The following is a 25,491-nucleotide window of genomic DNA, read 5'->3' as shown; positions in this document are numbered from 1 at the left end:
ATGGCATGGACTCGTGACGAAATGGCCGCGCGCGCGGCGAAGGAACTGCAGGACGGCTTTTACGTGAACCTTGGCATCGGCTTGCCGACGCTGGTTGCCAACCACGTGCCGGCGGGCGTCGAAGTGTGGCTGCAGTCGGAAAACGGTCTGCTCGGCATCGGCCCATCGCCGACCGAAGACGAAGTCGACGCGGATCTGATCAACGCAGGCAAGCAGACGGTGACGACGCTGCCGGGGTCGTCGATTTTCTCGTCGGCGGATTCGTTTGCGATGATTCGCGGCGGCCACATCAATCTGGCGATTCTCGGCGCGATGCAGATCAGCAAGAAGGGCGATCTCGCGAACTGGATGATCCCGGGCAAGATGATCAAGGGCATGGGCGGCGCGATGGACCTGGTCGCGGGCGTCAAGCGCGTGGTCGTGCTGATGGAGCACGTCGCCAAGGGCGATCAGCACAAGATCCTCGAAGAATGCACGCTGCCGCTGACGGGCGTGGGTGTGGTCGACGAGATCATCACCGATCTCGGCGTGATCGAAGTGACCGAAAACGGCTTGAAAGTGACCGAACTTGCTCCGGGCGTGAGCGTCGACGAAATCAAGGCGAAGACCGGCGCGCCGCTCGACGTGAGCGCGGTGAGCTGACGCGGGTTGAAACGCCGCTGCGCGCGTCGATGCGACCACGCGGCGGCAACGATGTTTTCCGGACGGGCGAGACGCGAGTCTCGCCCGTTCTATTTTTGGCGCGCGGCGCCGGATGCGCCGGACGGTTTGCTCTATCTTCCTAAGCCTTCTGGCCGATGCTTGCCGCGCGACGAAGCGGTTTACAATCGTTCGCAGCCCAATCCGCAGCCTCTTTGCAAGGACACCAGATGACCGCAACGACTTCCGCTTCCATCACCGGGCGGCCCGAGCCGCGTCAACGTTACGTGCAGTGCGCGAGCGCTGCCGGCCTGCATCGCGTCGCCTACACCGAATGGGGCGATCCGGCCAATCCGCGCGTGTTGCTGTGCGTGCACGGACTGACGCGATCGGGGCGCGATTTCGACCGACTCGCCGCCAACTTCGCGGACACCTATCGCGTCGTGTGCCCGGACGTGGTTGGCCGGGGCTTGTCGTCGTGGCTCGCCAACCCCAACTTATACGCGGTGCCGCAATACGTCGCCGACATGGTCACGCTGATCGCGCGGCTCGACGTCGACGCCGTCGACTGGTTCGGCACTTCGATGGGCGGCCTGATCGGCATGGGACTCGCCGGTCTGCCGGAAACACCGATCCGCAAGCTGCTGCTGAACGACGTCGGGCCGCACCTGGAGCCGGTCGCGGTCAAGCGCATCGGCGATTACCTGGGCAAGCCCGCACGCTTCGATACGCTGCAGCAGGGTGTCGACTACGCGGCGCAACTCGCGCAGGGCTTCGGCCCGCTGACGCCGGACGAATGGCGCGAAATCAATACGCCGTTGCTGCGCGAGGACGACGGCGCGTGGGTGCTGCGCTATGACCCGCGCATCGCCCAGCCGTTCGCGGCGGTCACCGAGGAAGCGGCGAAGCTCGGCGAAGCGGCGCTGTGGCATTCGCTCGCATCGTTCCAGGGCCCGGTGCTCGTGGTGCGCGGCGAACAGTCGGATTTGCTGTCGCGTGAAACGGTCACGAAGATGGTGTCGGCCGGGCGTGCCGTATCGAGCGTGGAGATCGCGGGCGTCGGGCACGCGCCGGCGTTTCTCGCGGCGGACCAGATCGCGCTCGCGAGGGAGTTCTTCATCGGTTCGGCCGCGAACGGGTCATAATATTGAGTTCCGCATGAAGCTTTTATTAGCAGTGTCGTGCGGTATGTAGTTCGATCAACCCCTCAGCTCAGGACATTTCATGGCAGTCATTCGTTATCACGTCGGCAAGCGTCTCTCGGAAATGGCCGTGCACAACGGCACCGTGTACCTCGCGGGTCAGATCGCCGAGGACGACGATCAGGACATCACCGGCCAGACGCGCGAAGTGCTCGGCCACATCGACCGTCTGCTAGCTGAAGCGGACAGCGACAAGTCGCTGCTGCTGTCGGTGCAGATCTATATCTCGGACATGGCGCATTTCGCCGGTATGAACGCCGTGTGGGACGAGTGGGTCGCGCAGGGTGACACGCCGCCGCGCGCGACCGTCGAGGCAAAGCTCGCGAATCCGAAGTGCCTCGTCGAAATCGTCGTGATCGCGGCGCAGCGCAGCTGATTTGCGGTTGCGAGGCCGCACTGTTTTGATTTTCCATTGAATCGTCTGGCCCGGCGGGCCGTCGCACCATGAATACCGAAACCGTTACGAACGCGCCTCATCCCCATCGTTCCTTCGACGAAGCGATGGCGTTCGTGCGCGAACATGCGGGCGAGGTGCGGCTGTCGTCGGGCGAATTGCTCGCGGATCACGCGGCGGGCACCGCGTCGATCATGCGCAAGCTCAACGTCGATCCGCCAGCGGTGCTGGCCGCGGCGCTGTTCGCGCTGACACCGCATCTGCACGATCCGGAGCGCGTGATCGCCGACAACTTTGGCGAAGAAGTCGCGCAACTGGTCGGCGACGTACGCAAGCTGCTGCGGCTCGGCACGGTCAGTTTGCGAGCGGCGCAAAACGCGATGCCCGAGGCCGGGCGTGACGCGCAAGCTGCGCGCCGCGCGCAGGTCGAGGCGCTGCGCAAAATGCTGCTCGCGTTCGCGCAGGACATTCGCGTCGTGCTGATCCGCCTCGCGTCGCGGCTGCAATCGCTGCGTTACTACGCGGCCGCGAAGATCACGCCGTCGCCCGACGTCGCGCGCGAAACGCTCGATATCTACGCGCCGCTCGCGAACCGCCTCGGCATCTGGCAATTGAAGTGGGAGCTCGAGGACCTCGCGTTCCGTTTCGAGGAGCCGGACACCTACAAGCGCATCGCGAAACTGCTGGACGAGAAGCGCGTCGAGCGTGAGAGCTATGTCGCGCAGGCGATCGAACGCCTGCAGCAGGAACTGGCCGCCGCGCATATCCGCGCGGAAGTAAGCGGTCGGCCGAAGCATATCTACAGCATCTGGCGCAAGATGCGCGGCAAGCAACTCGACTTTGCCGAGCTGTATGACGTGCGCGCGTTTCGGGTGATCGTACCGGACATCAAGGACTGCTACACTGTGCTCGGCATCGTGCACAACCTGTGGCAGCCGGTGCGGAAGGAGTTCGACGATTACATCTCCCGGCCGAAGCCGAATGGCTACAAGTCGCTGCACACGGTCGTGATCGGCGATGACGGCCGCGCGTTCGAAGTGCAGATCCGCACGCAGGAGATGCATCGCTTCGCCGAATACGGCGTGGCCGCGCACTGGCGCTACAAGGAAGCGGGTGCCCGCGGCTACGGCGGCACGTTCACCGCGAGCGAGAAATACGACGAGAAGATCGCCTGGCTACGGCAACTGCTGGCGTGGAAGGACGAGGTGTCCGAAGGCGAGCATGGCGAAGCGGGCGCGGCGCAGCCGTGGGAGCAATTGCGCCAGGCGACGCTCGACGACGATCACATCTACGTGCTGACGCCGAAGGCGCGCGTGATTCCGTTGCCGCACGGCGCGACGCCGATCGACTTCGCTTATCACCTGCACAGCGAGCTTGGGCATCGTTGCCGCGGCGCGCGGGTCGACGGCGTGATGGTGCCGCTCAATACCGCATTGCAGAACGGTCAGACGGTCGAGATCGTGGCAGTGAAGGAGGGCGGTCCGTCGCGCGACTGGCTCAATCCGCAGCTTGGCTATCTGCAAAGCCCGCGCGCGCGGCAGAAGGTGCGCGCATGGTTCAACGCGGTCGAGTTGCAGGAACACATCGCGAACGGTCGCGCGATGGTTGAAAAAACTCTGCAGCGCGAAGGCAAGACCTCGGTCAATCTCGATCAGCTGGCCGCGCGGCTTGGTTTCAAGAGCACCGACGACCTCTTCTCCGTGGTCGGCAAGGAGGAATTCAGTCTGAGGCTCGTCGAGCAGGCGCTGCAGGACGCGCCGCCGCCCGAGCCCGAGGTCGAGGCGCCCGAGAAATTCGAGAAACGCAGCAGCGGTGCGAGCGTCGCGCGCGGCGCGTCGACCGGCGTGCTGGTGGTCGGCGTCGATGCATTGCTCACGCAACTCGCGCGCTGCTGCCGGCCCGCACCGCCCGACGATATCTGCGGCTTCGTCACGCGCGGCAAGGGTATGTCGGTGCATCGCAGCGACTGCGCGACGTTCCGCCGGATGGCAGAGCGCGCGCCGGAGCGCGTGCTGCAGACCGCCTGGTCGGCGGACGTGATGAGCGGCCGCGGCCAGTCCGTCTACCCGGTCGACCTCAGCATCGAGGCGACGGACCGACAAGGCTTGCTACGCGATATCTCCGAAGTGTTCGCGCGGGAAAAGATGAACGTGATCGGCGTGAAGACGCAATCGCGCCGCAATGCCGCGTTCATGCAATTTACCGTCGAGGTGTCCAGCTCTGCGCAGATCCAGCGCGCGTGTACGCTGCTGGGCGAAATCACGGGTGTGGTGCGGGCGACGCGCAAGAATTGAGGCGCGGGCGGTTGGGAAAAGACCTGCTGGCGGTGCGGCGAATTAAAGCCACTGCATAAAAGTACTTGCCAAGCCGCGCTATACCCCATATACTCTCGTTTCTTCAGGCTCGTAGCTCAGCTGGTTAGAGCACCACCTTGACATGGTGGGGGTCGTTGGTTCGAGTCCAATCGAGCCTACCAACGAAATGAAATTCCGGCCTCGCCGGCGTTTCGCAAGCTGCAGTAAGCGCTTTGAGCGCAAAAAGGCGAATACGGTTATGACACCGCGAACGTTGACCGAAACCACTTCGGAACGACGCTAGTCGAGGACCACTTTCGCCAGTGATGTTTGCATAAAATGTGAATGCGGCCCCTCGAAAGCGGGGCCGCATTTTTTTTGTCTTTTTGACCCTGGTTGTATGTGCCGCCGCCGGTCGGCACCACGGAGAACGCAATGGTTTCGATACGTTTGCCTGACGGTTCTGTTCGACAGTACGAGCATCCGGTGACCGTCGCCGAAGTGGCCGCCTCGATCGGCCCCGGCCTCGCGAAAGCCGCGCTCGGCGGCAAGATCGACGGGGAGTTAGTCGATACGTCCGCGCTGATCGATCGCGACGTGGCGCTCGCCATCGTCACGGAGAAGGACGCAGACGGTCTCGATATCATCCGCCACTCGACGGCGCACCTGCTCGCGTATGCGGTGAAGGATCTGTACCCGGAGGCGCAGGTCACGATCGGCCCTGTCATTGACAACGGCTTCTATTACGACTTCTCGTACAACCGTCCTTTCACGCCGGAAGACCTCGAAAAGATCGAAAAGCGCATGCAGGAGCTCGCGAAGAAAGACGAGCCAGTGTCGCGTCGCGTGGTTTCGCGCGACGAAGCGGTCGAGTACTTCAAGGGCATCGGCGAAAAGTACAAGGCCGAGATCATCGAATCGATCCCCGCCGGCGACGAAATCAAGCTTTACTCGCATGGCGGCTTCACGGACCTGTGCCGCGGCCCGCACGTGCCTTCCACCGGCAAGCTGAAGGTCTTCAAGCTGATGAAAGTCGCGGGCGCCTACTGGCGTGGCGACTCGAAGAACGAGCAGCTGCAGCGCATTTACGGCACGGCCTGGACGAAGAAGGAAGACCAGGAAGCGTATTTGCACATGCTCGAAGAAGCCGAGAAGCGCGACCATCGCAAGCTGGGCAAGCAGCTCGACCTGTTCCACATGCAGGACGAGTCGCCGGGTATGGTGTTCTGGCATCCGCGCGGCTGGACGCTATGGCAGCAGGTGGAGCAGTACATGCGCCGTCGCGTGAACGACGCCGGCTACCTTGAAATCAAAACACCGTTGATCATGGACCGTTCGCTGTGGGAGGCGTCGGGACACTGGCAGAACTATCGTGAAAATATGTTCACGACGGAATCGGAAAAGCGCGACTACGCGATCAAGCCGATGAACTGTCCTGGTCACGTGCAGGTGTTTAACCACGGTCTGCGCTCGTATCGCGATCTGCCGCTGCGTTACGCGGAGTTCGGTTCGTGCCATCGCAACGAATCGTCGGGCGCGCTGCATGGTCTAATGCGCGTGCGCGGCTTCGTGCAGGACGACGCCCACATTTTTTGTACCGAAGATCAGTTCATCGGCGAATCGATCGCGTTCAACACGCTGGCGATGAGCGTCTACCGCGACTTCGGCTTTGACAACGTCGAGATCAAGCTGTCGCTGCGTCCAGATGCGCGCGCCGGCACCGACGAAACGTGGGATCGCGCGGAGCAGGGGCTGCGCGAGGCGCTGACCGCCTGCGGCGTCACCTGGGAGGAACTGCCCGGCGAGGGCGCGTTCTACGGCCCGAAGGTCGAGTATCACATCAAGGACGCGCTCGGTCGCTCGTGGCAGTGCGGTACGTTGCAGCTCGACATGGTATTGCCGGAGCGTCTGGGTGCCGAATACGTCGCTGAAGACAACAGTCGGCGTCGCCCGATCATGCTGCACCGGGCAATTGTCGGATCGATGGAACGCTTCCTCGGGATTCTGATCGAGCACCATGCTGGTGCAATGCCCGCCTGGCTCGCGCCGATGCAGGTCGTCGTGATGAATATCGCGGAAAGTCAGGCCGAATATGCGCAGTCGCTAGCCCAATCGTTGCAAAAACAAGGGGTTAGAGTCGAGGCGGATTTGCGCAATGAGAAGATTAGCTATAAAATACGCGAGCACACGCTGGAAAAGGTGCCGTACCTACTGGTGGTCGGTGACAAGGAGCGTGAAGCGCAAACGGTAGCCGTGCGTGCCCGTGGTGGTGTCGATATGGGTGTGATGCCTGTTGACGCCTTCATTGAGCGTCTGCGCCAGGACGTGCAGTCGTTCAACTAAACCACTTGGTACCCGGCTCGTTTTTTTTTAATTTTTAGAGGAAACGTAACATCGCTACTGATAAGTCTGCGCACCGCATCAACGGTGAAATTACAGCACCCGAGGTGCGACTGGTCGGCGTCGAGAACGAACCGCTCGGCATCGTGAAACTCGCTGATGCGTTCCGCATGTCGGAACAGCAGGACGTGGATCTGGTCGAAATCGCCCCGCAAGCGGTTCCGCCGGTTTGCCGCTTGATGGACTACGGCAAGTTCAAGTACCAGGAAGCGAAGAAGCAACACGAGGCCAAGCTCAAGCAGAAGGTCATCCAGGTCAAGGAAGTCAAGTTCCGCCCGGGTACCGACGACGGTGATTACAACGTCAAGCTGCGCAATCTCGTCCGCTTCCTCGAAGACGGCGACAAGACGAAAATCACGTTGCGTTTCCGTGGCCGCGAAATGGCTCACCAGGAAATCGGCATGCGCATGCTCGAACGTCTGCGGACCGACCTCGACGAAGTCGGCCAGGTCGAGCAGATGCCGAAAATGGAAGGGCGCCAGATGATCATGGTGCTCGCTCCGAAGAAAAAGAAGTAAGCGCGAAGCAGTTGACCGGAGCGGCGGCGTGTCATGTGGCACGCGCTCCGGTGGCGCAAGGTTGTTTGATGCTGTGCTGCGTGTCCGGCATGGTGTTAGAAAGTTTCGGAACGTCGTGCATGAAAGTGCGCAGTCGTTCCCGAAAGCGGCCGCTGGCGGTATCGGTGGTCTGCATACCAAGTGGAATGGGTTTCGAAGGGCGGGAAATGGCCATCTGGCCGACCGCACACCCATATCCATCTAATAATGGAGTTGTCATGCCGAAGATGAAGACCAAGAAGAGCGCTGCAAAGCGCTTCGTGGTGCGTCCGGGCGGTACCGTCAAGCGCGGTCAGGCCTTCAAGCGTCACATTCTTACCAAGAAGACCACCAAGAACAAACGCCATCTGCGCGGCTCCACGGCAGTTCATGATTCCGATCTGAACTCCGTTCGCGCAATGCTGCCGTTCGCTTAACCCTTAACCGACACTCATAGGAGCGAAACATGCCTCGAGTAAAACGTGGGGTTACCGCACGGGCCCGTCACAAGAAGATCATCAAGCTGGCCAAGGGTTACCGCGGCCGTCGCAATAACGTCTATCGCATCGCCAAGCAGGCGGTCATGCGCGCAGGCCAGTACGCCTACCGCGATCGCCGCAACAAGAAGCGTGTGTTCCGCGCACTGTGGATCACGCGTATCAACGCGGCGGTGCGTCAGCACGACATGACGTACAGCGTGTTCATCAACGGCCTGAAGAAGGCGTCGATCGAACTGGACCGCAAGGTGCTGGCCGACATGGCTGTGTTCGACAAGGCTGCTTTTGCTGCGATCGTTCAGCAGGTGAAAGCCGCCGTTGCAGCCTGATTGCGCTTCTGGCAATTAAAACTGCGTGGTTCGTTGCAGCGAACATCCGGTAGTCTCGGTGACGCTGCAACAAAAACGGGGCTCCTCACCGAGCCCCGTTTTTGTTGGTAGAACCAGTTTTGTTTCGATAGAACACTGACGTTGAAATGATGGGATCAATGGATCTGGACCAGATTGTCGCCGACGCGCAAAAAGCCTTCGCAGAAGCCCCCGACGTCACCACCCTCGAGAACGAGAAAGCGCGCTTTCTCGGTAAGGCGGGTGCGCTGACCGAGCTGTTGAAGGGCCTTGGCAAACTCGATCCCGAAACGCGCAAGACAGAAGGCGCTCGGATCAACCTCGTCAAGCACCAGGTCGAAGCCGCGCTGACGGCACGTCGTCAGTCGCTCGCCGACGCGCTTCTTAACCAGCGCCTCGCCGCTGAAGCGATCGACGTCACGCTACCGGGCCGCGGCGCCAATGTAGGCAGCTTGCACCCAGTGATGCGCACCTGGGAGCGCGTCGAGCAGATTTTCCGTACGATCGGATTCGACGTGGCCGACGGCCCCGAGATCGAAACCGACTGGTACAACTTCACCTCGCTGAACAGCCCGGAAAACCATCCGGCGCGTTCGATGCAGGACACCTTCTACGTCGACGGCAAGGATGCCGATGGCCGCCCGCTGCTGCTGCGTACGCATACGAGCCCGATGCAGGTGCGCTACGCGCGCACCAACACGCCGCCGATCAAGGTGATCGTGCCGGGCCGCACGTATCGGGTGGATAGCGACGCCACGCATTCGCCGATGTTCAACCAGGTCGAAGGCCTGTGGATCGACGAGAACGTCAGCTTCGCGGACCTGAAGGGCGTCTATACCGACTTCCTGAAGAAATTCTTCGAGCGCGACGACATTCTCGTGCGCTTCCGTCCGTCGTATTTCCCGTTTACCGAACCGTCGGCCGAGATCGACATGCAGTTCGAAACGGGCAAGAACGCGGGCAAATGGCTCGAAATTTCGGGTTCCGGCCAGGTGCATCCGACCGTGATCCGTAACATGGGTCTCGACCCGGAGCGCTACATCGGCTTCGCTTTCGGCAGCGGCCTCGAGCGTCTCACGATGCTGCGTTACGGCGTGCAGGACCTGCGCCTGTTCTTCGAAAACGACCTGCGTTTCCTGCGTCAATTCGCGTGAGCCGGCGCGCGCGAGCGCGACAAAGCATAGAACGCGGTAGCGCACCTGATGCGCGCCGCGAGCGTCCCCGGCAGAGCTCGCTGAACCGGCGCAAGACCACTGGCTCTACGAAGCATCTGGCGGACGTGGACCTAACCTGATCAGAACGTACACAGAACCATGCAATTTCCGGAATCCTGGCTCAGAACTTTTGTCGATCCGCGACTGACCACCGACGAGCTGTCGCACGCGTTGACGATGGCGGGTCTCGAAGTCGAAGACCTGCGGCCGGCCGCGCCACCGACCTCGAAGATCGTCGTCGGCCAGGTGCTGGAAGTCGTCAAGCACCCGGATGCGGACAAGCTCAACGTGTGTCAGGTCAACGCCGGCACCGGCGCGACGCTGAACATCGTGTGCGGCGCACCGAACGTTGCACCCGGCATCAAGGTGCCGGTCGCGCTGGTCGGCGCGCAACTGCCGCCGGCCGAAGAGGGCGGCGCACCGTTCGTGATCAAGCTGTCGAAGCTGCGCGGCGTCGAAAGTCAGGGCATGCTGTGCTCGGCGCGCGAGCTGAAGCTCTCTGAAGATCACAGCGGTCTGATGATTCTGCCGGAAGATACGCCGATCGGCCAGGACATCCGCGAGACGCTGAACCTCGATGACACCGTTTTTGAAATCAAGCTGACGCCGAACAAGGCCGACTGTTTGTCGGTATTCGGCGTCGCACGCGAAACGTCGGCGATTACCGGCGCGCCGTTGCGCCCGCTCGACATCAAGTCAGCCCCGGTCAAGCTCAATGAAACGCTGCCCGTGAAAATCTCGGCGCCCGATCTGTGCGGCCGTTTCTCGGGCCGCGTGATCCGCGGCGTCAATGCGCGCGCGAAGTCGCCGCAATGGATGGTCGAGCGTCTCGAGCGCTCCGGCCAGCGCAGTATCTCCGCGCTCGTCGACATCTCGAACTACGTGATGCTCGAACTGGGGCGTCCGTCGCACGTGTTCGATCTCGACAAGATCCACGGCGGCATGGACGTGCGCTGGGGCCGCAAGGGCGAAACGTTGAAGCTGCTGAACGGCAACACGGTCGAGCTCGACGAAACGGTCGGCGTGATCGCCGACGAGCAGCATATCGAAAGCCTCGCGGGCATCATGGGCGGCGACAGCACCGCGGTCACGCTCGACACCACCAACATCTATCTCGAAGCGGCTTTCTGGTGGCCCGATAGCATTCGTGGCCGCTCGCGCAAATACAACTTCTCTACCGATGCAGGCCATCGCTTCGAGCGCGGCGTCGACTACGCGACGACCGTCGATCATATCGAGCGCATCACGCAGTTGATCCTCGACATCTGCGGCGGCGAAGCGGGTCCGGTCGACGACCAGATCGTCAACGTACCCAAGCGCGCGCCCGTGAAGATGCGCGTTTCGCGCGCGAACCGCATCATCGGCGTGGCGATCGGCGCCGATGAAATCGCGCAGATCTTCACGCGCCTCGGCCTGTCGTTCGAGCGTGACGGCGACACGTTCTCGGTAATGCCGCCCTCGTACCGCTTCGATATCGAAATCGAAGAAGACCTGATCGAAGAAGTCGCGCGTATCTACGGCTTCGAAAAGATTCCGGCGCGCCCGCCGATCGCGACCAGCGAAATGCGCGCGACCAACGAGACGCAACGCTCGATCCACGCGATCCGTCATGCGCTCGCCGCGCGCGACTACGCAGAAACGGTGAACTTCAGCTTCGTCGACGCCGAGTGGGAGCAGGACTTCGCGGGCAACAGCAACCCGGTGCGTCTGATCAACCCGATCGCGAGCCAGCTGTCGGTGATGCGCACCACGCTGTTCGGCAGCCTGATTCATGTTCTGCGCACAAACCTGAACCGTCGTGCGGCGGACCGCGTACGTGTGTTCGAAGCAGGCCGCGTGTTCCTGCACGATCCGTCGATCAAGGCTGGCGAGTTGACCGTCGAAGGCTTCGCCCAGCCGAAGATGATCGGCGCGCTCGCCTATGGTCCCGCGCTCGATGAGCAGTGGGGCGCACCGACGCGTGCCGTCGACTTCTTCGACGTCAAGGGCGACATCGAAGCGCTGGTGGCACCGGCGGTCGCGCGGTTCGCAAAGGCCGAGCATCCGGCGCTGCATCCAGGACGCAGCGCGCGTATCGAATTGAATGGTCGCGCAGTGGGCTGGATTGGCGAATTGCACCCGCGCTGGATGCAAAAATATGATTTGCCGCATGCGCCGATTCTGTTTGAAATCGAAGCGGAAGCATTAATGCACCGCGTATTGCCGATTCCGTCGGAAGTTTCAAAATTCCCGCCGGTACGACGAGACATTGCGGTTGTCGTCGATCAGAAAATCGAGGTTCAGGCGCTGCTCGACGAGCTTCAGAAGGCGCTGTCCGAACCGGCCTGCAAGGCTGTCCAGAAGGTTGCGCTTTTCGACGAATTTCGTCCAAAATCAAACACTTCCGGTGGTCTGGCCGCGCACGAGAAAAGCCTTGCGTTCCGGGTGACCTTGCAAGATACTGGCGGAACCCTTCAGGATGAAACGGTCGATCTGGCTATTCAAACTCTGGTGGAACGTCTGGCTCGAGTATATGGCGCACGGTTGCGCGGATAACCCGCATTTAACAATTGCACGGCTGTTTCCGCATCCATTGTTTTACGCTTGGCGCGCCATTTGATAGATATGAATGAAATGAACTCGAGTGATTTCGAAGCCCTTCTTACGGCGCAACGCAGCGCCATGATTCGAGATATTCCGACATCACCCGCCGTCGTTTCCAATGAAACGCCGACGCTCACCAAGGCGGAACTTGCCGAGTTGCTGTTCGACAATGTCGGGCTCAACAAGCGGGAAGCGAAGGACATGGTCGAGGCGTTCTTCGAGGTGATCCGCGATGCGCTGGAGAGCGGCGACAGCGTCAAGCTGTCGGGCTTCGGCAACTTCCAGTTGCGCGACAAGCCGCAGCGTCCCGGCAGAAATCCGAAGACCGGCGAGGCGATTCCGATCGCGGCGCGTCGCGTGGTGACGTTTCATGCAAGTCAAAAGCTGAAGGCGCTCGTCGAAAACGGCGCCGAAGCGAGCTTCGCGCGCTGATCGACTGGCGCGCTTTCGGGCAACCCATCACGGCTAACTGACGATGACAGCGACGATCGAAAAAGTCGTCTTGCCTCCGATTCCGGCGAAGCGCTACTTCACGATTGGTGAGGTCAGCGAACTTTGCGGGGTGAAGCCCCACGTGCTGCGTTACTGGGAGCAGGAGTTCACCCAGTTGAGGCCGGTCAAGCGGCGCGGCAATCGTCGGTATTATCAGCATCACGAGGTGCTGCTGATCAGGCGGATTCGAGAGTTGCTGTACGAGCAGGGGTTTACGATCAATGGGGCGCGCAACCGGCTCGATTCGCATGGCGGCGGTGGGCCGGATGCGGTGGTCGAAGAGGGTGAGGTTGCCGCCGCAGTCGCGGGGCGGGAGCAGGCATCGGCGGCAACGGTTGCTGTCGATGTCGAGAAGTTGCGCGAGGAACTGCAGAGCGTAATCGATCTGCTGAGCCACTAGTTCATGGGCTTGTGCGCTTTGTTCGTGTCGGGCAGTTCTAATCGAATGAAGTGTCTGTTATAATTTTTCTTCTGTTCGGGGCGTAGCGCAGCCTGGTAGCGTACCTGCATGGGGTGCAGGTGGTCGGAGGTTCAAATCCTCTCGCCCCGACCAAGATCAAAAAGGACTTACGGTGAAAGCCGTAAGTCCTTTTTTCTTGCCTGTCGCGTCTGACTGCTCCGCCTCGCGTCTATCTGCATCCCGCAGTCTGGATCGCTTTACTCATCCGCTCGGTCTCGGCCGTTTTGCACATCGCAACGGCAGTGGGCAACATCGACCCGCCGCCCCATTCGCGCGAAGCCGATTTTTCGCAGTTGGCGTCACGGCGTCTTTTCCACGCCGTGATTCTCTTTTCGATCGCAGCTTTGCAAGTCGGCGATACCGCGGCCTTGCCCTCGACAACCCGCTCAAGCTTTTGCTCCGCGACGATCTGATCGCGCCAAGCGCACAGATTCATGCTCGTCTGATTCGCGTTGCAATGCGACAGAGCCGCGTCGACCTCGCTGGCGGGCAGTCCACTTCGGGTTGCGATGACGTCCGCTGGGTTGGATGCAGTTGCCAGTGCGGAACTGCTAACAAGCGCAAGCGCGACAAACAGACGCCTCATTGTTGGCCCTGCATCAGGAACGGCGCCGCTTCTTCGCGGCGGCGAGTTACCAAGCCAGGCACTCTCACTGCCGGTAACCGTCGCCCGTGGGCATCGCGAGGATGTACATAGACGTTGCGTGCCATTTCGTTTGCGACTTCCCTGTTTTGCCCACGATTTGCTTCCGCTAACGCCTGTCGGGCGCCGGTTGCGCCCGTGTTGTAGGTATAGCTCACGAGAGCGTCGAACTGCTCCTGCGTTAGCTCATGGTCCCTAACGCGGCTTTGACGGCACCTTGCGCGGTGCGAATCCCTTCTGCGAGTTGGGAGTTAACCTCTGCCAGAGTCACCGGTTGCCGCAGTTCGTCGGTGGTGCATCGGCCAAAGTGCGCGAGCGTGCCTATCCCGAAGGTGCAGTTGTCCGCTACGTCGTCGTAGTAGTGAAGGACAGCGCCCTCGCGCATCCGCAATGCAGTCCATCCGGCATCGCTCAACTTTTTTGATTCGTTTGGCACGATCACCTCCTCAAAAATAGGTGAGTGCAATCTAGCAGACCTGTCGCCGGAAAAGGCATTTCAAACATGATTTTGGGCATTCGCCTATCTAACGGTTCAGAGCTGACCCCAGCGACAAACAAAAAAGACTGAACCCACACAAAGATTGACGCTCCTGATTACTTCCAAAAGCAGCCTTCCAGCGTGTAGCTTTCGCACTCGCAAGCGCACGCGGATCACCGCCTTCGAGCCCCCAACGCCACAAACCGCTCCAAATGATGATCCTCATCCCCAAGCTGATGATCGATCATCACGAGCCGCTTCGCGTAGTGCGCAAGCGGCAACTCCCACGTCATGCCGATCCCGCCATGCAATTGGATGCATTCCTCCGCGACCCGCGTGCCGATCCGGCCGATGCTGTACTTCGCCGCCGACACCGCGCGCTCGCGCACGTTGCGTTCGCCTTCGAGCGCCGCCGCCGCATTGATCACCGCTGAGCGCGCCTGCTCGATTTCGAGCAGCAAATCGGCCATGCGATGCTGCAACGCCTGGAAGCTGCCAATCGGCACGCCAAACTGCTTGCGCGTGCGCAGATAGTCGAGCGTGTAGTCTTTCGCGACGTCCATGGCGCCGACCGCTTCCGCGCACAGCGCGAGCACGCCGCAGCTCACCGCATATTCAAGCGTCGCAAAGCCCTGGTCCACTGAGCCGAGCACGGAGTCGTCGTCAAGCGTGACATTGTCGAACCTCACTTCGGCCGCGCGTCCTCCGTCGATCTTCCGATAGCCGCGCACGCTCACACCGGCCGCGCCCGTCGGCACCAGAAACAGCGTGATGCCGGCTTCGGCATCGTCCGCGCCGCTCGTGCGCGCCGAGACGAGGAGCACCTGAGCATGCTCGCCATGCTGAACGACGGCCTTTGCGCCATGCAAAGTCCAAGTGCCGTTGCTGCCATTTACGCTGCGTCGCGCGCGCGTCGCTGCGACCCGAGCCGGTTCGTAATGACTGTCCGGTTCGCCATGCGCGAGCGCGACGATCCGCGAGCCGTCGATCAACGAACCGAGCGCCGCTTTTTGCGCGTCGCTGCCGCTGCGAGCGATCGCCCGGCCGACGATCAGCGTATCGAGAAACGGCTCGACGACGAGCCCCCGGCCGATACTCTCGAACACCACGGAAATATCGAACCCGCCACCGCCAAAACCGCCGCTCGCTTCGTCGAACAATGCGCCGATCACGCCAAGCTCCGCGAAGCGCGCCCACGATTCGGTGCTGAAGCCTTGCGTCGAGCGCGGGATCTCGTCCCGCGTCGCGAAGCCGTACTGCTCGCTGATAAACCGGTTCAGCGTTTGCGCCAGCATGCGGCGATCTTCGGTGTGCTGGAAATTCATGACGTGCGCCTCTTACAGTCCGAGGATCATTTTGGAAATGATGTTCTTCTGGATTTCGTTCGAGCCGCCGAAGATCGACAGCTTGCGATTATTGAAGTACTGCGACGCGGCACTCGCGGCTTCGGCGGGGCCGACCGGCACGCCGTCGAAGCCTTCGTGCAGCGCGTCCTCGACGAATGGCTGGGCATAAGCGCCCATCGCGCGCCGGGTCAGCGACGAGATCTCCTGACGGATCTCGGTGCCGCGAATCTTCAGCATCGAACTCTCGGCACCGGGCACGCCGCCGCCCGCCACGGCCGCGATCACGCGCAGGTTGGTCGTCTTCATGTTCTCTAGATCGATCTCGACGCGCGCCATGCGTGCCGCGAACGCGGGATCCTCGGCGAGCGGCCGGCCATTGCGCCGCTGTTGCGCGGCGATCTTGCGCAGACGGTTGAACGCGGCGACCGAAAATCCGACGCCCGCGATATTGGTGCGCTCGTAGGTCAGCAGATACTTCGCGTAGGTCCAGCCCTTGTTCTCTTCGCCGACGAGATTGTCGGCCGGCACGCGCACGTCGGTGAAAAACACTTCATTGACTTCGTGCTCGCCATCGAGCGTGATGATCGGCCGGACTTCGACGCCCGGCGTATTCATGTCGATCAGCAGAAAGCTGATGCCTTCCTGTTTGCGCACGTCAGTCGCGGTGCGCACGAGGCAGAAGATCATGTTCGCGTAATGCGCGAGCGTGGTCCACGTCTTCTGGCCGTTGACAATGTAATGCTCACCCTGCGCGTCCGTGCCGCGTACCGCGGTCGTCCTGACCGACGCGAGATCGGAGCCCGCGCCCGGCTCCGAATAGCCCTGGCACCACCAGTCCGAACCATCGAGAATGCGCGGCAGCCAGTGACGCTTCTGCGCTTCGCTGCCGTACCTGATCAGCACCGGCCCGAGCATGTTGACGCCGAACGGTACGACGCGCGGCGCGCCGGCCAGCGCGCATTCATTTTCGAAGATGAACTTCTGCACCGGGTTCCAGCCCGGGCCGCCGTACTCTTCGGGCCAATGATTCGCGAGCCAGCCTTGCGCGTTCAGAATCGCGTGCCACTCGGCCATGTCGTTGCGCGTCAGACGCCGGCCGCCATGCACCTTGTCGGCGAGACGTCGCGGCAGCTTGTCGCGCAGAAACGCCAGCACGCTGGCGCGAAACGCTTCTTCTTCGGGGGTGAAGTTCAGATCCATCGCAGTCGTTCCGTCCGGTTCGTGGCGGCTCAGGCCGTCGTGTTCAGGCTCGCGAAATCCGCTCCGCGCTCGACGAGTTCGACGAGCAGCGGCGACGGCCGCCAGAACAGCGGGTCTTCCTTCGCGAACTCGCGGATGTCGGCGAGAATCGTCGCCAGGCCGACGCTGTCCGCGTATTTCATCGGACCGCCGCGGTAGCGCGGAAAGCCGTAGCCGTACAGCAGCGTCACGTCGACGTCGAGCGGGCGCAGTGCGATGCCTTCGTGCACGACGTTCGCGCCTTCGTTGATCATCGCGGCCATATAGCGGCGCATGATCTGCTCGTCGGTGAAGCTGCGCGGCGTGATGCCCGCGCGCTTGCGCTCTGCGTCGATGATCGCCTCGACTTCGGGATCGGTCATGCCGCCGCGCGATCCTTCAGGGTACAGATAGAAGCCCCGGCCGGTCTTCTGGCCGAACCAGCCGCGCTCGCACAGGCGGTCGGCGATCTGCACGTAACGCGCGTTCGGATCGCGCGTGGCCGCGCGGCGTTTGCGCGCCGCCCAGCCAATGTCGCCGCCCGCGAGATCGACCACCTGGAACGGGCCCATCGGCAAGCCGAACGCGCGCACGGCCGCGTCGATCTGATACGGCGACGCACCGTCTTCCATCAGCGCGTCCGCGGCGGCGCGATACACGGCGAGCAGCCGATTGCCGATGAAGCCGTCGCACACGCCCGCGCGCACCGGCGTCTTGCGCAGCTTCTTCGCGAGCTCGAATGCGGTCGCGACGACGTCGGCGCTGACCTGCTTCGGCACCACGACTTCGAGCAGTTTCATGATGTTGGCGGGGGAGAAGAAGTGCAGGCCGATCACGTCGGCGGGGCGCGAGATGCTGGCCGCGATCGCTTCGATGTCCAGATACGACGTGTTGGTCGCGAGCACCGCGCCGGGCTTACAGACGCGATCGAGCTCGGCGAACACGGCCTTCTTGACGTCGAGGTCCTCGAACACGGCTTCGATCACGAGGTCGGCGTGAGCAAGTGCATCGTACGACGTGCTGCCGCTCCAGCGCGCCATGGTCGCGGCTTTCTTGTCGGCGGTGAGGCGGCCCTTGGCGATCAGCCCGTCGTAGACCTTGTCGATGTGCGCGCGGCCGCGCGCGAGCGACGCTTCGTCGCGTTCGATCATCGTGACGGGCAGCCCCGCGTCGAGCACCGCGATCGCAATGCCGGCGCCCATCGTGCCGCCGCCGATCACGCCAATGGCCTCGAGCTGGCGCGGTTTCGCGTCGCGCGTTTCAGGCGCTTTCAGCACTTCGCGCTCGGCAAAGAACGCGTGAACGAGACCGGCGCGTTGCGGGCTGTCGAGGCATTGCAGGAACAGCTTGCGTTCGAACTTCAGGCCTTCGTCGAAGGGTTGTTCGATCGCGGCTTCGACGGCGTCGACGATTTTCAGCGGCGAGAACAGGCCGCGCGCTTTCTTTGCGGTTTCGTCGCGTGCTTTCGCGACAGCGGCGAGGCTCGCGGCGCGGTCGTTCAAGGCGGCGGCGTCGCGCGTGCGGCGCACCGGGGCGTGCGCGGCGAGCAGCTCGTGCGCGTAGGCGAGCCCTTCGGCGAGGATGTCGCCGCTGGCGCCGAGACGGTCGATCAGACCGAGCGCGAGCGCTTCCTTCGCGCTCGCATGACGGCCGCTCAGGATCAGATCGAGCGCGGCCGGCGCGCCGATCAGGCGCGGCGTGCGTTGCGTGCCGCCCGCGCCAGGCAGCAGCCCGAGCTGCACTTCGGGCAGGCCGAGCTTCGCGCCGTCGACGGCGATCCGGTAATGCGCGGCGAGCGCCACTTCGAGCCCGCCGCCGAGCGCGGCGCCGTGCAGCGCGGCGATCACGGGTTTCGCGCAGGCCTCGATGCGGTTGCACACGTCCGGCAGCGAAGGCGGCACTGGCGGCTTGCCGAACTCGCGAATATCGGCACCGGCGATGAAGTTGCGCCCCGCGCCGATGATCAGCACGGCTTCGACGGCGCGATCGGCGTCAGCGGCTTCGATCGCGCCCAGCAGGCCGCGCCGCACGTCGGCGCAGAGCGCGTTGACCGGCGCGTGGTCGATCGTGACGAGCAGGACCTTGCCGCGCAATTCGCGCGTGACAACATCGGCTGAGCGGGGAAGGGTCATCGTGGGTGTCTCCGTTTGAGGTTGGCGAAGTGCGCCGGATCATCCGATTCTGGAGTGGTCAACGTTCATTGACAATCACATGGGTGATTGACAGACTGTCAAAATTATTTTGACAACGACATCGCAATGGACGTCAATTCGCTGACCCTGCTCGTCGACATCCTCGATGCCGGCAATCTGAGCGAAGCGGCGCGCCGGCTCAAGATGAGCCGTGCCAACGTTAGCTATCACCTGAACCAGCTCGAGCGTTCGGTCGGCCTGCAATTGGTGCGGCGCACCACGCGCCGCGTCGAGCCGACCGAGATCGGTCTGCGGCTGTACGAGCACGGCCGTACGATCCGCAACGCGTTGCTCGCCGCGCGCGAGTCGGTGACGACGCTGGGCCAGAGTCTGCAAGGCAGGGTGCGGCTGAGCGTGCCGAGCGGCTATGGCCAGCTCGTGATGTCCGACTGGTTGATTGCGTTCAAGCGGCTTTATCCGGGCATCGTGCTCGATGTGATGTTCGAGAATCGCGTCGAGGATCTGATGCGCGACGAGATCGACATAGCAGTGCGGGTGATGTCGGAGCCGCCCCAAAACCTCGTCGCGCGAGACATGGGGCCGGTCCGGTACGTGGCCTGCGCCTCCCCCGAATTCGCGCGGACGCACGGCATGCCCGCGACGCTCGACGACCTGCGCACCGCGCCGCTGATCACCGCGGCCGTGATCGGCAAGCAGTTGCGGCTCGCCGCATATCTGCGCGAGGAGCGTCATGAAGTGCTGCTCGAACCGACGATTATTTCCGAGAACTTTCTATTTTTAAGGCAGGCGGTGTTGGCCGGTCTGGGCGTCGGACTCGTGCCCGACTACGTGGTGCAGGACGATCTGAAGCGCGGCGCCGTGCTGACCGCGCTCGATGCCTGGCGGCTCAGCATCTTCGGCACGCACATGTACATGCTGTACATGCCGAACCGGCATCACACGCGCGCGGCGGCGACGTTCATCGACTTCGTGCTGGAGCAGGCGCAGGGCTCGGGCAGGGGCGGCGCGAACTGAAGGGGGGAGCTCAGGCGCCGAGTCTGCGCGCAATCGCCGTCGTGACCATCGGCACGCCGACGCGCAGCAGCTTGCGCACGCCTTCGTCGCTGCCGACCTTCTCCACCGCGTTGTCGATCATCGCCTGCATCACGCTCGCCGGATAAAACTCGCGAAACAGTTCGTTGGCGCCGGTTTGCTCGAACACGTGATGCAGGAACGACCCAACGGGCGGGCCGATGCGCTTGAAGAGCCCCATCCTGACGACCCGGTTGTTCCACAGATGCAGCGTGTACGCGTCGGAACAGAGCGCCGCGCACTCTTCGAAATAGCGCGGCAGGAACACCTTGTAGTAATCGTTGAAATGCACCGGATAGAACAGGCTTTCGGGAAGACCGGCCCTCACGCCGTAGACGGCGGTCAACGGACGAGGGCCGGTGTCGCCCCACTTGATGGCCGTACCCTTCATCGCTTCGACCCGTTCGATCAACTCGTGCAGGCGCGGCTGATCCGGATCGAGCCGCAGCAGCGCCGTGCAGATACTCGAAGGCGTCTCCCGGCCGATCAGGTCGCCCTTGGCGTTCAGATCGAAATCGCGCAACAGCAGCATATCGGTGTCGACCCAGATCTCGTCGGTCTTCGTGAACATCACGAAGCGGAAATAGTCGGTGAAATGCGCGATGGACGGCACCCCGCGAATCGGGAAGTCGTTCAGCGAATCGCGCGGCAGTATCGTGGTCGCGTCCTTCGCGGTCACGCCGGGCGGCAATCCGGCGATCGGCTCGTAGCCGTAAAGCGCGACCTCGCTGCCGTACTGCGTGAACGAATTCAGGCACGCGATTTCATAGGGAGATAGTTCCGGACCGTGCCAGAACGATGCAAATCTTGCCTTGCGCATATGTCATCCAAGGTAGCGATCATGCGGCGCAACATAGGCGCCGAACCTGTGTAACGATCCTAGACGGGCACGGCACAAGTCAGACGTAAAGGGCTTGAATCACACAGGACTTGTCGCAAAACGTTGAGTTCAGCGCGGCGGGCCGGCGATTATGGGCGGGACTATGTCGTATCTGGCGAATTCAATTGCGCAAGGCGAAGCGCCGAGCGGGACCCAAAGGGTCGTGGGCTAAACTGCCGAACACCGGCCATGCGCGTACAGAGGCGGCAAGCAAGAGGGCCATGCATCACGTCATGCAGCGATAGCGACGATATCCAGGAGACACGATGAACCTCGATGGCGAGACTTACGATTCGCTCACGGCCAATTTCACGTGGCGCATTCCACAGCGCTATAACATAGGCGTCGACGCATGCGACAAGTGGGCCGATGGCTCGGGGCGTCTAGCGTTGATCTACGAAGATGCCGACGGCCGCGCGACCCGCTATACGTTCGATGAACTGAAAGCCCTGTCCGACCGCTTCGCCAATGTGCTGCTAGCGGCGGGCGCGCGGCGCGGCGAGCGCATCGGCATCTTCCTGTCGCAATCGATCGAAACGGCCATCGCGCATCTTGCGGCCTACAAGGCAGGCCTGGTCGCGGTGCCGTTGTTCGCGCTGTTCGGCGTGGACGCGCTCGAGCATCGGCTCGGCGACAGCGGTGCGCTCGCGCTGATCACCGATCAGGCCGGCGTGCAAAAAATCGACGAAATCCGCGGCGCGCTGCCCGGGTTGCGACACGTGTTCAGCGTCGATATCGAGCAGGATGACGAAGCATCGGACGCACCCGTGCGGTCGTTCTGGCAGGCGTTGCATGGCGCTCCCGCTGAGTTCACGCCGGTCGATACCGCCGCGGACGATCCGGCGATCATCATCTATACGTCGGGCACGACCGGAAAACCGAAGGGCGCGTTGCACGGGCATCGCGTGTTGCTCGGGCATCTGCCCGGCGTCGAGATGTCGCAGCAGGGCTTTCCCGCCCACGCGACGCTGATGTGGACGCCCGCGGACTGGGCGTGGATCGGCGGTCTGTTCGACGTGCTGCTGCCGTCGTGGCATCACGGCGTCGCGGTGCTCGCGCGCCGTTTTGCGAAATTCGACGGCCACGCCGCGTTCGATCTGCTCGCGCGTCACGCGGTTTCCCATGCGTTTTTACCGCCGACCGCGCTGAAGATGATGCGTGGCGTCGAGCGGCCCGCTCATCTGCGGCTTGCATTGCGATCGGTCGCGAGCGGCGGCGAATCGCTGGGCGAGGAACTGATCGGCTGGGGGCGCGACGCGCTCGGCGTGACGATCAACGAGTTCTACGGACAGACCGAGTGCAACGTCGTCGTGTCGTCGTGCGCGGCGCTGTTCGAGCCGCGCTTCGGCGCGATCGGGCGCGCGGTGCCGGGGCACCATGTCGCGATCGTCGATGCCGCCGGCAACGAACTGCCGCCCGGCGCGATCGGCGATATCGCCGTGGCCTCGCCCGATCCGGTGATGTTTGTCGGCTACTGGCGCAACGAGGCGGCGACGCGCGAGAAATTCCGCGGCAAGTTTCTGCTGACCGGCGATCTCGGCACGCGCGACGTGGACGGCTTCATTCGCTTCGTCGGGCGCGGCGACGACGTGATCACGAGCGCCGGCTACCGGATCGGGCCGGCGTCGATCGAAGATTCGCTGCTGCGTCATCCCGCCGTCGCGATGGCGGCCGTGGTCGGCGCGCCCGATCGCGAGCGCACCGAAATCGTGATGGCGTTCGTCGTGCTGAAAGCGGGCTTCGTCGGCGACGATGCGCTGGTGCGCGAGATCCAGCAGCACGTAAAGACGCGTCTGGCTGCGCACGAATATCCGCGCGAGATTCGCTTCGTCGAAAGCCTGCCGATGACGGCCACCGGCAAGGTGATCCGCAAGGCACTGCGCGAGGCGGTGACGCACGACCCGGACGCGACCCCGCCGGCGAAAAACTGAGTCTGCTACGATGACCCACCCACGACGAGAATCACAGCGGAGACATGGAATGCGCCCCGAGAGTGCAATTCGTTTCGACCAGGAGTTCGCGCCGCGCATTGCCGAGGCGATCGCCTCGTGTGTCGCGAAGACCGTGCACACCGACGTGCTGCCGCATGGCGAACAGGGCCAGCCCACCCGCCTGCGGATTCACGCGACGCCGCTCGACGAGCTCGGTCATTACCCGCATCCGTTGAATCTGTATCTGACCTGGGACAGCGATGAAATAGAAAGACTGATGGGGGAGCAGGGCGCGACGCGTTTCGCCCGATATCTGGCCGCGCTGCCGCGCAAGCTCAACGCGTGGACCCAGGCGCGCGAACTCGACTTCTCGACGCATACGCAGGGTGAGCCGGTTACGTTGATCGGCGGGCTCGATTTCGAAGCGTAGACGCTTGCGTGGGTTTGCGGGGTTGCGGTTTCCCGCTCGATAGCTGGATAAAAACGGCCGCTGTGCTCGAAGAGCCAGCGGCCGTTGCTTTTACAGCCGTCGGTGACAGCGACGCTCAGCGGCCCAGCGCCGGGTCGCTGATGCTGTCATTGCCCGTCTCGACATGACCGGCGATGCGGCGCGCGAACGTCGGGTCGGTATCGACGGTGATCTCGAGATCGTACCAGCCGTATGCTTTGCGCAGATCGAGGTACAGATTGTCGGTGTCGCCGCCGCGCACCCAATGCTTGATCACATGGTTCTTGTCGTACGCGTTGACGATCGTGAACCGGCAACGCGCGCTGCCCGCGTTCTCGAGCCGCAGTTGCAGATTGCCGTTTGCGACATCGTAGCCTTCGGCGACGGCCGGCCGTGCGGTATCCGAACCATTCCACCAGTTGCGCGCGACCACCTTGCCCGCGAAGCGGCGCAGGAAACCGTTCGGTCCGTGCACGCTGAAGTCGTAGCTGCCATCGGCATTGACGAGCAGCGCGTCCTGCAAAGACTTGCCCGCTTCGACGGTATAACTGCGCGGCGCGTCGGCGCTATTGGCTGCGTACACGAGAAACACCGCGCCCACTCGGCCCGTGTTGACGAAGCGCATCGTCAGCTTGCCGTTCGAGCCTTCGTCGACGCGCACGAACAGTTCGTATGGCAGCGCGCGAGCCGGGCGCACACCCGCTTCCTGCTTCGGCACCGTCTGCACCGTCGGCGCTTGCGGCACGTAGTCCTCGTGACGGTTCTGGTCGGGCGGCACGTAGCCGCTCGTGCTCGGCAGCGACGGCACCGACGCGTTCGGATTCGCGAAGTTGAACGCGGAGGTCAGATCGCCGCACACCGCGCGGCGCCACGGCGTGATGTTCGATTCGCCGAGATCGTGCTCGCGGCCGAAGCGCTTTTCGATGAAGCGGATCACAGACGTGTGGTCGAACACTTCCGAGCACACGTAGCCGCCTTTGGACCACGGCGACACCACGAGCATCGGCACGCGCGGTCCGAGCCCGTACGGCCCGGCGACGTTCTTCGGATCGCCAGCATAGATGTCTTTCGTGATGTCGACGGTCGACAGACCGTTCGCGCTCGACGCCGCCGCGAACGGTGCAGCGATGTGATCGAAGAAGCCGTCGTTCTCGTCGTAGTTGATCAGCAGCACGGTCTTGCTCCACACGTCCGGGTTCGACGTGAGGATCTGCAGCACCTGGTCGATGTACCACGCGCCGTAGTTGGTCGGCCAGTTCGGATGTTCGCTGTACGCTTCGGGCGCGACGATCCACGACACCTGCGGCAGCGTGCCGTTTTGCACGTCGCGCTTCAGGACGTCGAAGTAGCCGTCGCCGTTCGCTGCGTTGGTGCCGGTGCGCGCGTTGTCGTACAGCGGGTTGCCCGGCTGCGCGTTGCGGTACTGGTTGAAATAGAGCAGCGAGTTGTCGCCGTAGTTGCCGATGTACGCGTTCTGCGTCCAGCCCCACGAGCCGTTCGCGTCGAGCCCGGTGCCGATGTCCTGATAGATCTTCCACGAGATGCCCGCGTTCTGCAGCACTTCGGGGAAGGTCGACCAGCCGTAGCCGAGCTCCGAGTTGTCGATCACCGGACCGCCGCCGCTGCCGTCGTTGCCGACCCAGCCGCTCCACATGTAGTAGCGGTTCGGATCGGTCGGCCCCATCAGCGAGCAGTGGTACGCGTCGCAGATCGTGAATGCGTCGGCGAGCTGATAGTGGAACGGGATGTCGTCGCGCGTCAGGTAGGCCATCGTGGTCGCGCCTTTCGACGGTACCCACTGATCGTTGCGGCCGCCGTTCCATGCGGCGTGCGTGGTGCCCCAGTCGTGCGCGAGATCCTGCAGGAATTGCAGGCCGAGGTTCGGCGCGCTCGGACGGAACGGCAGCACGTAGCTGGCGCCGGTGGTATCGGTGGTGAGCGGCTGATACCACACCGGTTGACCATTAGCGAGGTTGATCGCGCGGGTGTCGCCGAAGCCGCGCACCCCCTTCAGCGTGCCGAAGTAGTGGTCGAACGAGCGGTTCTCCTGCATCAGCACGACGATGTGCTCGACGTCGCGGATCGTGCCGGTGCGGTTGTTGGCTGGAATCGCGAGCGCATTGCGGATGCCCGGCGGAAGCATGCTCAACGCGGTGAAGGAACCGGCGGCTTGCGCGGCCGAGCGCAGAAAATCACGGCGATTTGTTGAGGTCATGGTTGTGGCTTCGATCTTCGGTGGAGGAAAAAGGCACGGGGAAGACGACT

The 25,491-nt window shown here is 62.8% G+C and carries 23 protein-coding genes and 2 tRNA genes; 17 read left to right on the top strand and 8 right to left on the bottom strand.

The genetic code is table 11. From position 1 onward, the window contains the following. The 14 genes from BC1002_RS10015 (at position 1) to BC1002_RS09950 (ending at position 13,151) form a co-directional block, all read left to right on the top strand. Entirely contained in the window at positions 1 to 642 is a 642-nt protein-coding gene (locus tag BC1002_RS10015) for a CoA transferase subunit B (RefSeq protein WP_013089923.1), read from the top strand. 227 nt (positions 643 to 869) lie between these two features. Further along, positions 870 to 1,784: an alpha/beta fold hydrolase gene (locus BC1002_RS10010; RefSeq protein ID WP_013089922.1), complete on the top strand. Its 915-nt coding sequence runs from the start codon at positions 870 to 872 to the stop codon at positions 1,782 to 1,784. A gap of 79 nt (positions 1,785 to 1,863) precedes the next feature. Then, positions 1,864 to 2,217: a RidA family protein gene (locus BC1002_RS10005; protein WP_013089921.1), complete on the top strand. Its 354-nt coding sequence runs from the start codon at positions 1,864 to 1,866 to the stop codon at positions 2,215 to 2,217. Between the two features lie 68 nt (positions 2,218 to 2,285). Beyond that, the gene (locus tag BC1002_RS10000; protein WP_013089920.1) at positions 2,286 to 4,529 is read left to right on the top strand and encodes a RelA/SpoT family protein; all 2,244 of its coding nucleotides are present in this window, start codon (positions 2,286 to 2,288) and stop codon (positions 4,527 to 4,529) included. 105 nt (positions 4,530 to 4,634) lie between these two features. Beyond that, positions 4,635 to 4,711, top strand: a tRNA-Val gene (locus BC1002_RS09995). 253 nt (positions 4,712 to 4,964) lie between these two features. Beyond that, on the top strand, positions 4,965 to 6,872 hold the full coding sequence (gene thrS / locus BC1002_RS09990; RefSeq protein WP_013089919.1) for a threonine--tRNA ligase: 1,908 nt from the start codon (positions 4,965 to 4,967) through the stop codon (positions 6,870 to 6,872). Positions 6,873 to 6,922: 50 nt separating this feature from the next. Continuing rightward, the gene (gene infC, locus BC1002_RS09985) at positions 6,923 to 7,447 is read left to right on the top strand and encodes a translation initiation factor IF-3 (protein WP_075643713.1); all 525 of its coding nucleotides are present in this window, start codon (positions 6,923 to 6,925) and stop codon (positions 7,445 to 7,447) included. 257 nt (positions 7,448 to 7,704) lie between these two features. Then, positions 7,705 to 7,902, top strand: coding sequence for a 50S ribosomal protein L35 (gene rpmI / locus BC1002_RS09980; protein ID WP_006052501.1), 198 nt, complete (start codon positions 7,705 to 7,707; stop codon positions 7,900 to 7,902). 29 nt (positions 7,903 to 7,931) lie between these two features. Beyond that, positions 7,932 to 8,291: a 50S ribosomal protein L20 gene (gene rplT, locus BC1002_RS09975; protein WP_006052502.1), complete on the top strand. Its 360-nt coding sequence runs from the start codon at positions 7,932 to 7,934 to the stop codon at positions 8,289 to 8,291. 158 nt (positions 8,292 to 8,449) lie between these two features. After that, positions 8,450 to 9,463: a phenylalanine--tRNA ligase subunit alpha gene (gene pheS / locus BC1002_RS09970; RefSeq protein WP_013089918.1), complete on the top strand. Its 1,014-nt coding sequence runs from the start codon at positions 8,450 to 8,452 to the stop codon at positions 9,461 to 9,463. Between the two features lie 159 nt (positions 9,464 to 9,622). After that, complete coding sequence (gene pheT, locus BC1002_RS09965; protein WP_013089917.1) at positions 9,623 to 12,058, top strand: phenylalanine--tRNA ligase subunit beta; 2,436 nt, start codon at positions 9,623 to 9,625, stop codon at positions 12,056 to 12,058. A 69-nt stretch (positions 12,059 to 12,127) separates the two neighbouring features. Then, the gene (locus tag BC1002_RS09960) at positions 12,128 to 12,538 is read left to right on the top strand and encodes an integration host factor subunit alpha (RefSeq protein ID WP_008918798.1); all 411 of its coding nucleotides are present in this window, start codon (positions 12,128 to 12,130) and stop codon (positions 12,536 to 12,538) included. Positions 12,539 to 12,581: 43 nt separating this feature from the next. Next, on the top strand, positions 12,582 to 12,998 hold the full coding sequence (locus BC1002_RS09955) for a MerR family transcriptional regulator (RefSeq protein ID WP_013089916.1): 417 nt from the start codon (positions 12,582 to 12,584) through the stop codon (positions 12,996 to 12,998). 76 nt (positions 12,999 to 13,074) lie between these two features. Continuing rightward, a tRNA-Pro gene (locus tag BC1002_RS09950) sits at positions 13,075 to 13,151 on the top strand. A gap of 76 nt (positions 13,152 to 13,227) precedes the next feature. Here the strand turns inward: BC1002_RS09950 and BC1002_RS09945 are convergent. The 6 genes from BC1002_RS09945 to BC1002_RS09925 all read right to left on the bottom strand — a co-directional run bounded on the left by BC1002_RS09945 (position 13,228) and on the right by BC1002_RS09925 (position 18,875). Next, positions 13,228 to 13,644, bottom strand: coding sequence for a lysozyme inhibitor LprI family protein (locus BC1002_RS09945; RefSeq protein WP_041734385.1), 417 nt, complete (start codon positions 13,642 to 13,644; stop codon positions 13,228 to 13,230). Further along, positions 13,641 to 13,859, bottom strand: a complete 219-nt coding sequence (locus BC1002_RS38810) for a lysozyme family protein (protein ID WP_420798737.1) — start codon at positions 13,857 to 13,859, stop codon at positions 13,641 to 13,643. Before BC1002_RS38810 ends, BC1002_RS09945 begins: the two co-directional genes overlap by 4 nt. Positions 13,860 to 13,882: 23 nt before the next feature. Continuing rightward, positions 13,883 to 14,137, bottom strand: coding sequence for a lysozyme family protein (locus tag BC1002_RS38805; protein ID WP_013089914.1), 255 nt, complete (start codon positions 14,135 to 14,137; stop codon positions 13,883 to 13,885). Positions 14,138 to 14,352: 215 nt separating this feature from the next. After that, positions 14,353 to 15,504, bottom strand: a complete 1,152-nt coding sequence (locus BC1002_RS09935; protein WP_013089913.1) for an acyl-CoA dehydrogenase family protein — start codon at positions 15,502 to 15,504, stop codon at positions 14,353 to 14,355. Between the two features lie 12 nt (positions 15,505 to 15,516). Then, entirely contained in the window at positions 15,517 to 16,725 is a 1,209-nt protein-coding gene (locus tag BC1002_RS09930) for an acyl-CoA dehydrogenase family protein (protein ID WP_013089912.1), read from the bottom strand. 29 nt (positions 16,726 to 16,754) lie between these two features. After that, entirely contained in the window at positions 16,755 to 18,875 is a 2,121-nt protein-coding gene (locus BC1002_RS09925) for a 3-hydroxyacyl-CoA dehydrogenase NAD-binding domain-containing protein (protein ID WP_013089911.1), read from the bottom strand. A gap of 126 nt (positions 18,876 to 19,001) precedes the next feature. Here BC1002_RS09925 and BC1002_RS09920 point away from each other — a divergent pair, with 126 nt between their 5' ends. Further along, a complete protein-coding gene (locus BC1002_RS09920; RefSeq protein WP_013089910.1) occupies positions 19,002 to 19,910 on the top strand; it encodes a LysR family transcriptional regulator in 909 nt (302 codons plus the stop codon). Between the two features lie 10 nt (positions 19,911 to 19,920). On the opposite strand, the gene BC1002_RS09915 is transcribed toward BC1002_RS09920, so the two are convergent. Further along, positions 19,921 to 20,787, bottom strand: coding sequence for a hypothetical protein (locus BC1002_RS09915; protein WP_013089909.1), 867 nt, complete (start codon positions 20,785 to 20,787; stop codon positions 19,921 to 19,923). A 326-nt stretch (positions 20,788 to 21,113) separates the two neighbouring features. On the opposite strand from BC1002_RS09915, the gene BC1002_RS09910 reads away from it, so the two are divergent. Continuing rightward, the gene (locus BC1002_RS09910) at positions 21,114 to 22,778 is read left to right on the top strand and encodes an acyl-CoA synthetase (protein ID WP_013089908.1); all 1,665 of its coding nucleotides are present in this window, start codon (positions 21,114 to 21,116) and stop codon (positions 22,776 to 22,778) included. Positions 22,779 to 22,827: 49 nt separating this feature from the next. Next, positions 22,828 to 23,208, top strand: coding sequence for a DUF5594 family protein (locus tag BC1002_RS09905; protein WP_013089907.1), 381 nt, complete (start codon positions 22,828 to 22,830; stop codon positions 23,206 to 23,208). Between the two features lie 115 nt (positions 23,209 to 23,323). Here the strand turns inward: BC1002_RS09905 and BC1002_RS09900 are convergent, their stop codons facing one another. Further along, complete coding sequence (locus BC1002_RS09900; RefSeq protein ID WP_013089906.1) at positions 23,324 to 25,441, bottom strand: phosphocholine-specific phospholipase C; 2,118 nt, start codon at positions 25,439 to 25,441, stop codon at positions 23,324 to 23,326. Positions 25,442 to 25,491: the final 50 nt, after the last annotated feature.

Origin of the sequence: Paraburkholderia atlantica (assembly GCF_000092885.1) — a bacterium.
Taxonomy (GTDB): domain Bacteria; phylum Pseudomonadota; class Gammaproteobacteria; order Burkholderiales; family Burkholderiaceae; genus Paraburkholderia; species Paraburkholderia atlantica.
The sequence above is the reverse complement of the archived record's forward strand: the minus strand, read 5'-3'. Positions and strand labels throughout refer to the sequence as shown.

What these genes read in the sequence shown, in the direction of transcription:
- BC1002_RS09910 (WP_013089908.1), top strand. Translation starts at nt 21,114, where the DNA reads ATGAACCTCGATGGCGAGACTTACGATTCGCTCACGGCCAATTTCACG.
- BC1002_RS10005 (WP_013089921.1), top strand. Translation starts at nt 1,864, where the DNA reads ATGGCAGTCATTCGTTATCACGTCGGCAAGCGTCTCTCGGAAATGGCC.
- BC1002_RS09915 (WP_013089909.1), bottom strand. Translation starts at nt 20,787, where the DNA reads ATGCGCAAGGCAAGATTTGCATCGTTCTGGCACGGTCCGGAACTATCT.
- BC1002_RS09930 (WP_013089912.1), bottom strand. Translation starts at nt 16,725, where the DNA reads ATGGATCTGAACTTCACCCCCGAAGAAGAAGCGTTTCGCGCCAGCGTG.
- BC1002_RS09900 (WP_013089906.1), bottom strand. Translation starts at nt 25,441, where the DNA reads ATGACCTCAACAAATCGCCGTGATTTTCTGCGCTCGGCCGCGCAAGCC.
- rpmI (WP_006052501.1), top strand. Translation starts at nt 7,705, where the DNA reads ATGCCGAAGATGAAGACCAAGAAGAGCGCTGCAAAGCGCTTCGTGGTG.
- BC1002_RS10010 (WP_013089922.1), top strand. Translation starts at nt 870, where the DNA reads ATGACCGCAACGACTTCCGCTTCCATCACCGGGCGGCCCGAGCCGCGT.
- BC1002_RS10015 (WP_013089923.1), top strand. Translation starts at nt 1, where the DNA reads ATGGCATGGACTCGTGACGAAATGGCCGCGCGCGCGGCGAAGGAACTG.
- BC1002_RS09955 (WP_013089916.1), top strand. Translation starts at nt 12,582, where the DNA reads ATGACAGCGACGATCGAAAAAGTCGTCTTGCCTCCGATTCCGGCGAAG.
- thrS (WP_013089919.1), top strand. Translation starts at nt 4,965, where the DNA reads ATGGTTTCGATACGTTTGCCTGACGGTTCTGTTCGACAGTACGAGCAT.
- BC1002_RS09920 (WP_013089910.1), top strand. Translation starts at nt 19,002, where the DNA reads ATGGACGTCAATTCGCTGACCCTGCTCGTCGACATCCTCGATGCCGGC.
- BC1002_RS09925 (WP_013089911.1), bottom strand. Translation starts at nt 18,875, where the DNA reads ATGACCCTTCCCCGCTCAGCCGATGTTGTCACGCGCGAATTGCGCGGC.
- BC1002_RS09905 (WP_013089907.1), top strand. Translation starts at nt 22,828, where the DNA reads ATGCGCCCCGAGAGTGCAATTCGTTTCGACCAGGAGTTCGCGCCGCGC.
- BC1002_RS09935 (WP_013089913.1), bottom strand. Translation starts at nt 15,504, where the DNA reads ATGAATTTCCAGCACACCGAAGATCGCCGCATGCTGGCGCAAACGCTG.
- rplT (WP_006052502.1), top strand. Translation starts at nt 7,932, where the DNA reads ATGCCTCGAGTAAAACGTGGGGTTACCGCACGGGCCCGTCACAAGAAG.
- pheS (WP_013089918.1), top strand. Translation starts at nt 8,450, where the DNA reads ATGGATCTGGACCAGATTGTCGCCGACGCGCAAAAAGCCTTCGCAGAA.
- pheT (WP_013089917.1), top strand. Translation starts at nt 9,623, where the DNA reads ATGCAATTTCCGGAATCCTGGCTCAGAACTTTTGTCGATCCGCGACTG.
- BC1002_RS09945 (WP_041734385.1), bottom strand. Translation starts at nt 13,644, where the DNA reads ATGAGGCGTCTGTTTGTCGCGCTTGCGCTTGTTAGCAGTTCCGCACTG.
- BC1002_RS10000 (WP_013089920.1), top strand. Translation starts at nt 2,286, where the DNA reads ATGAATACCGAAACCGTTACGAACGCGCCTCATCCCCATCGTTCCTTC.
- BC1002_RS09960 (WP_008918798.1), top strand. Translation starts at nt 12,128, where the DNA reads ATGAATGAAATGAACTCGAGTGATTTCGAAGCCCTTCTTACGGCGCAA.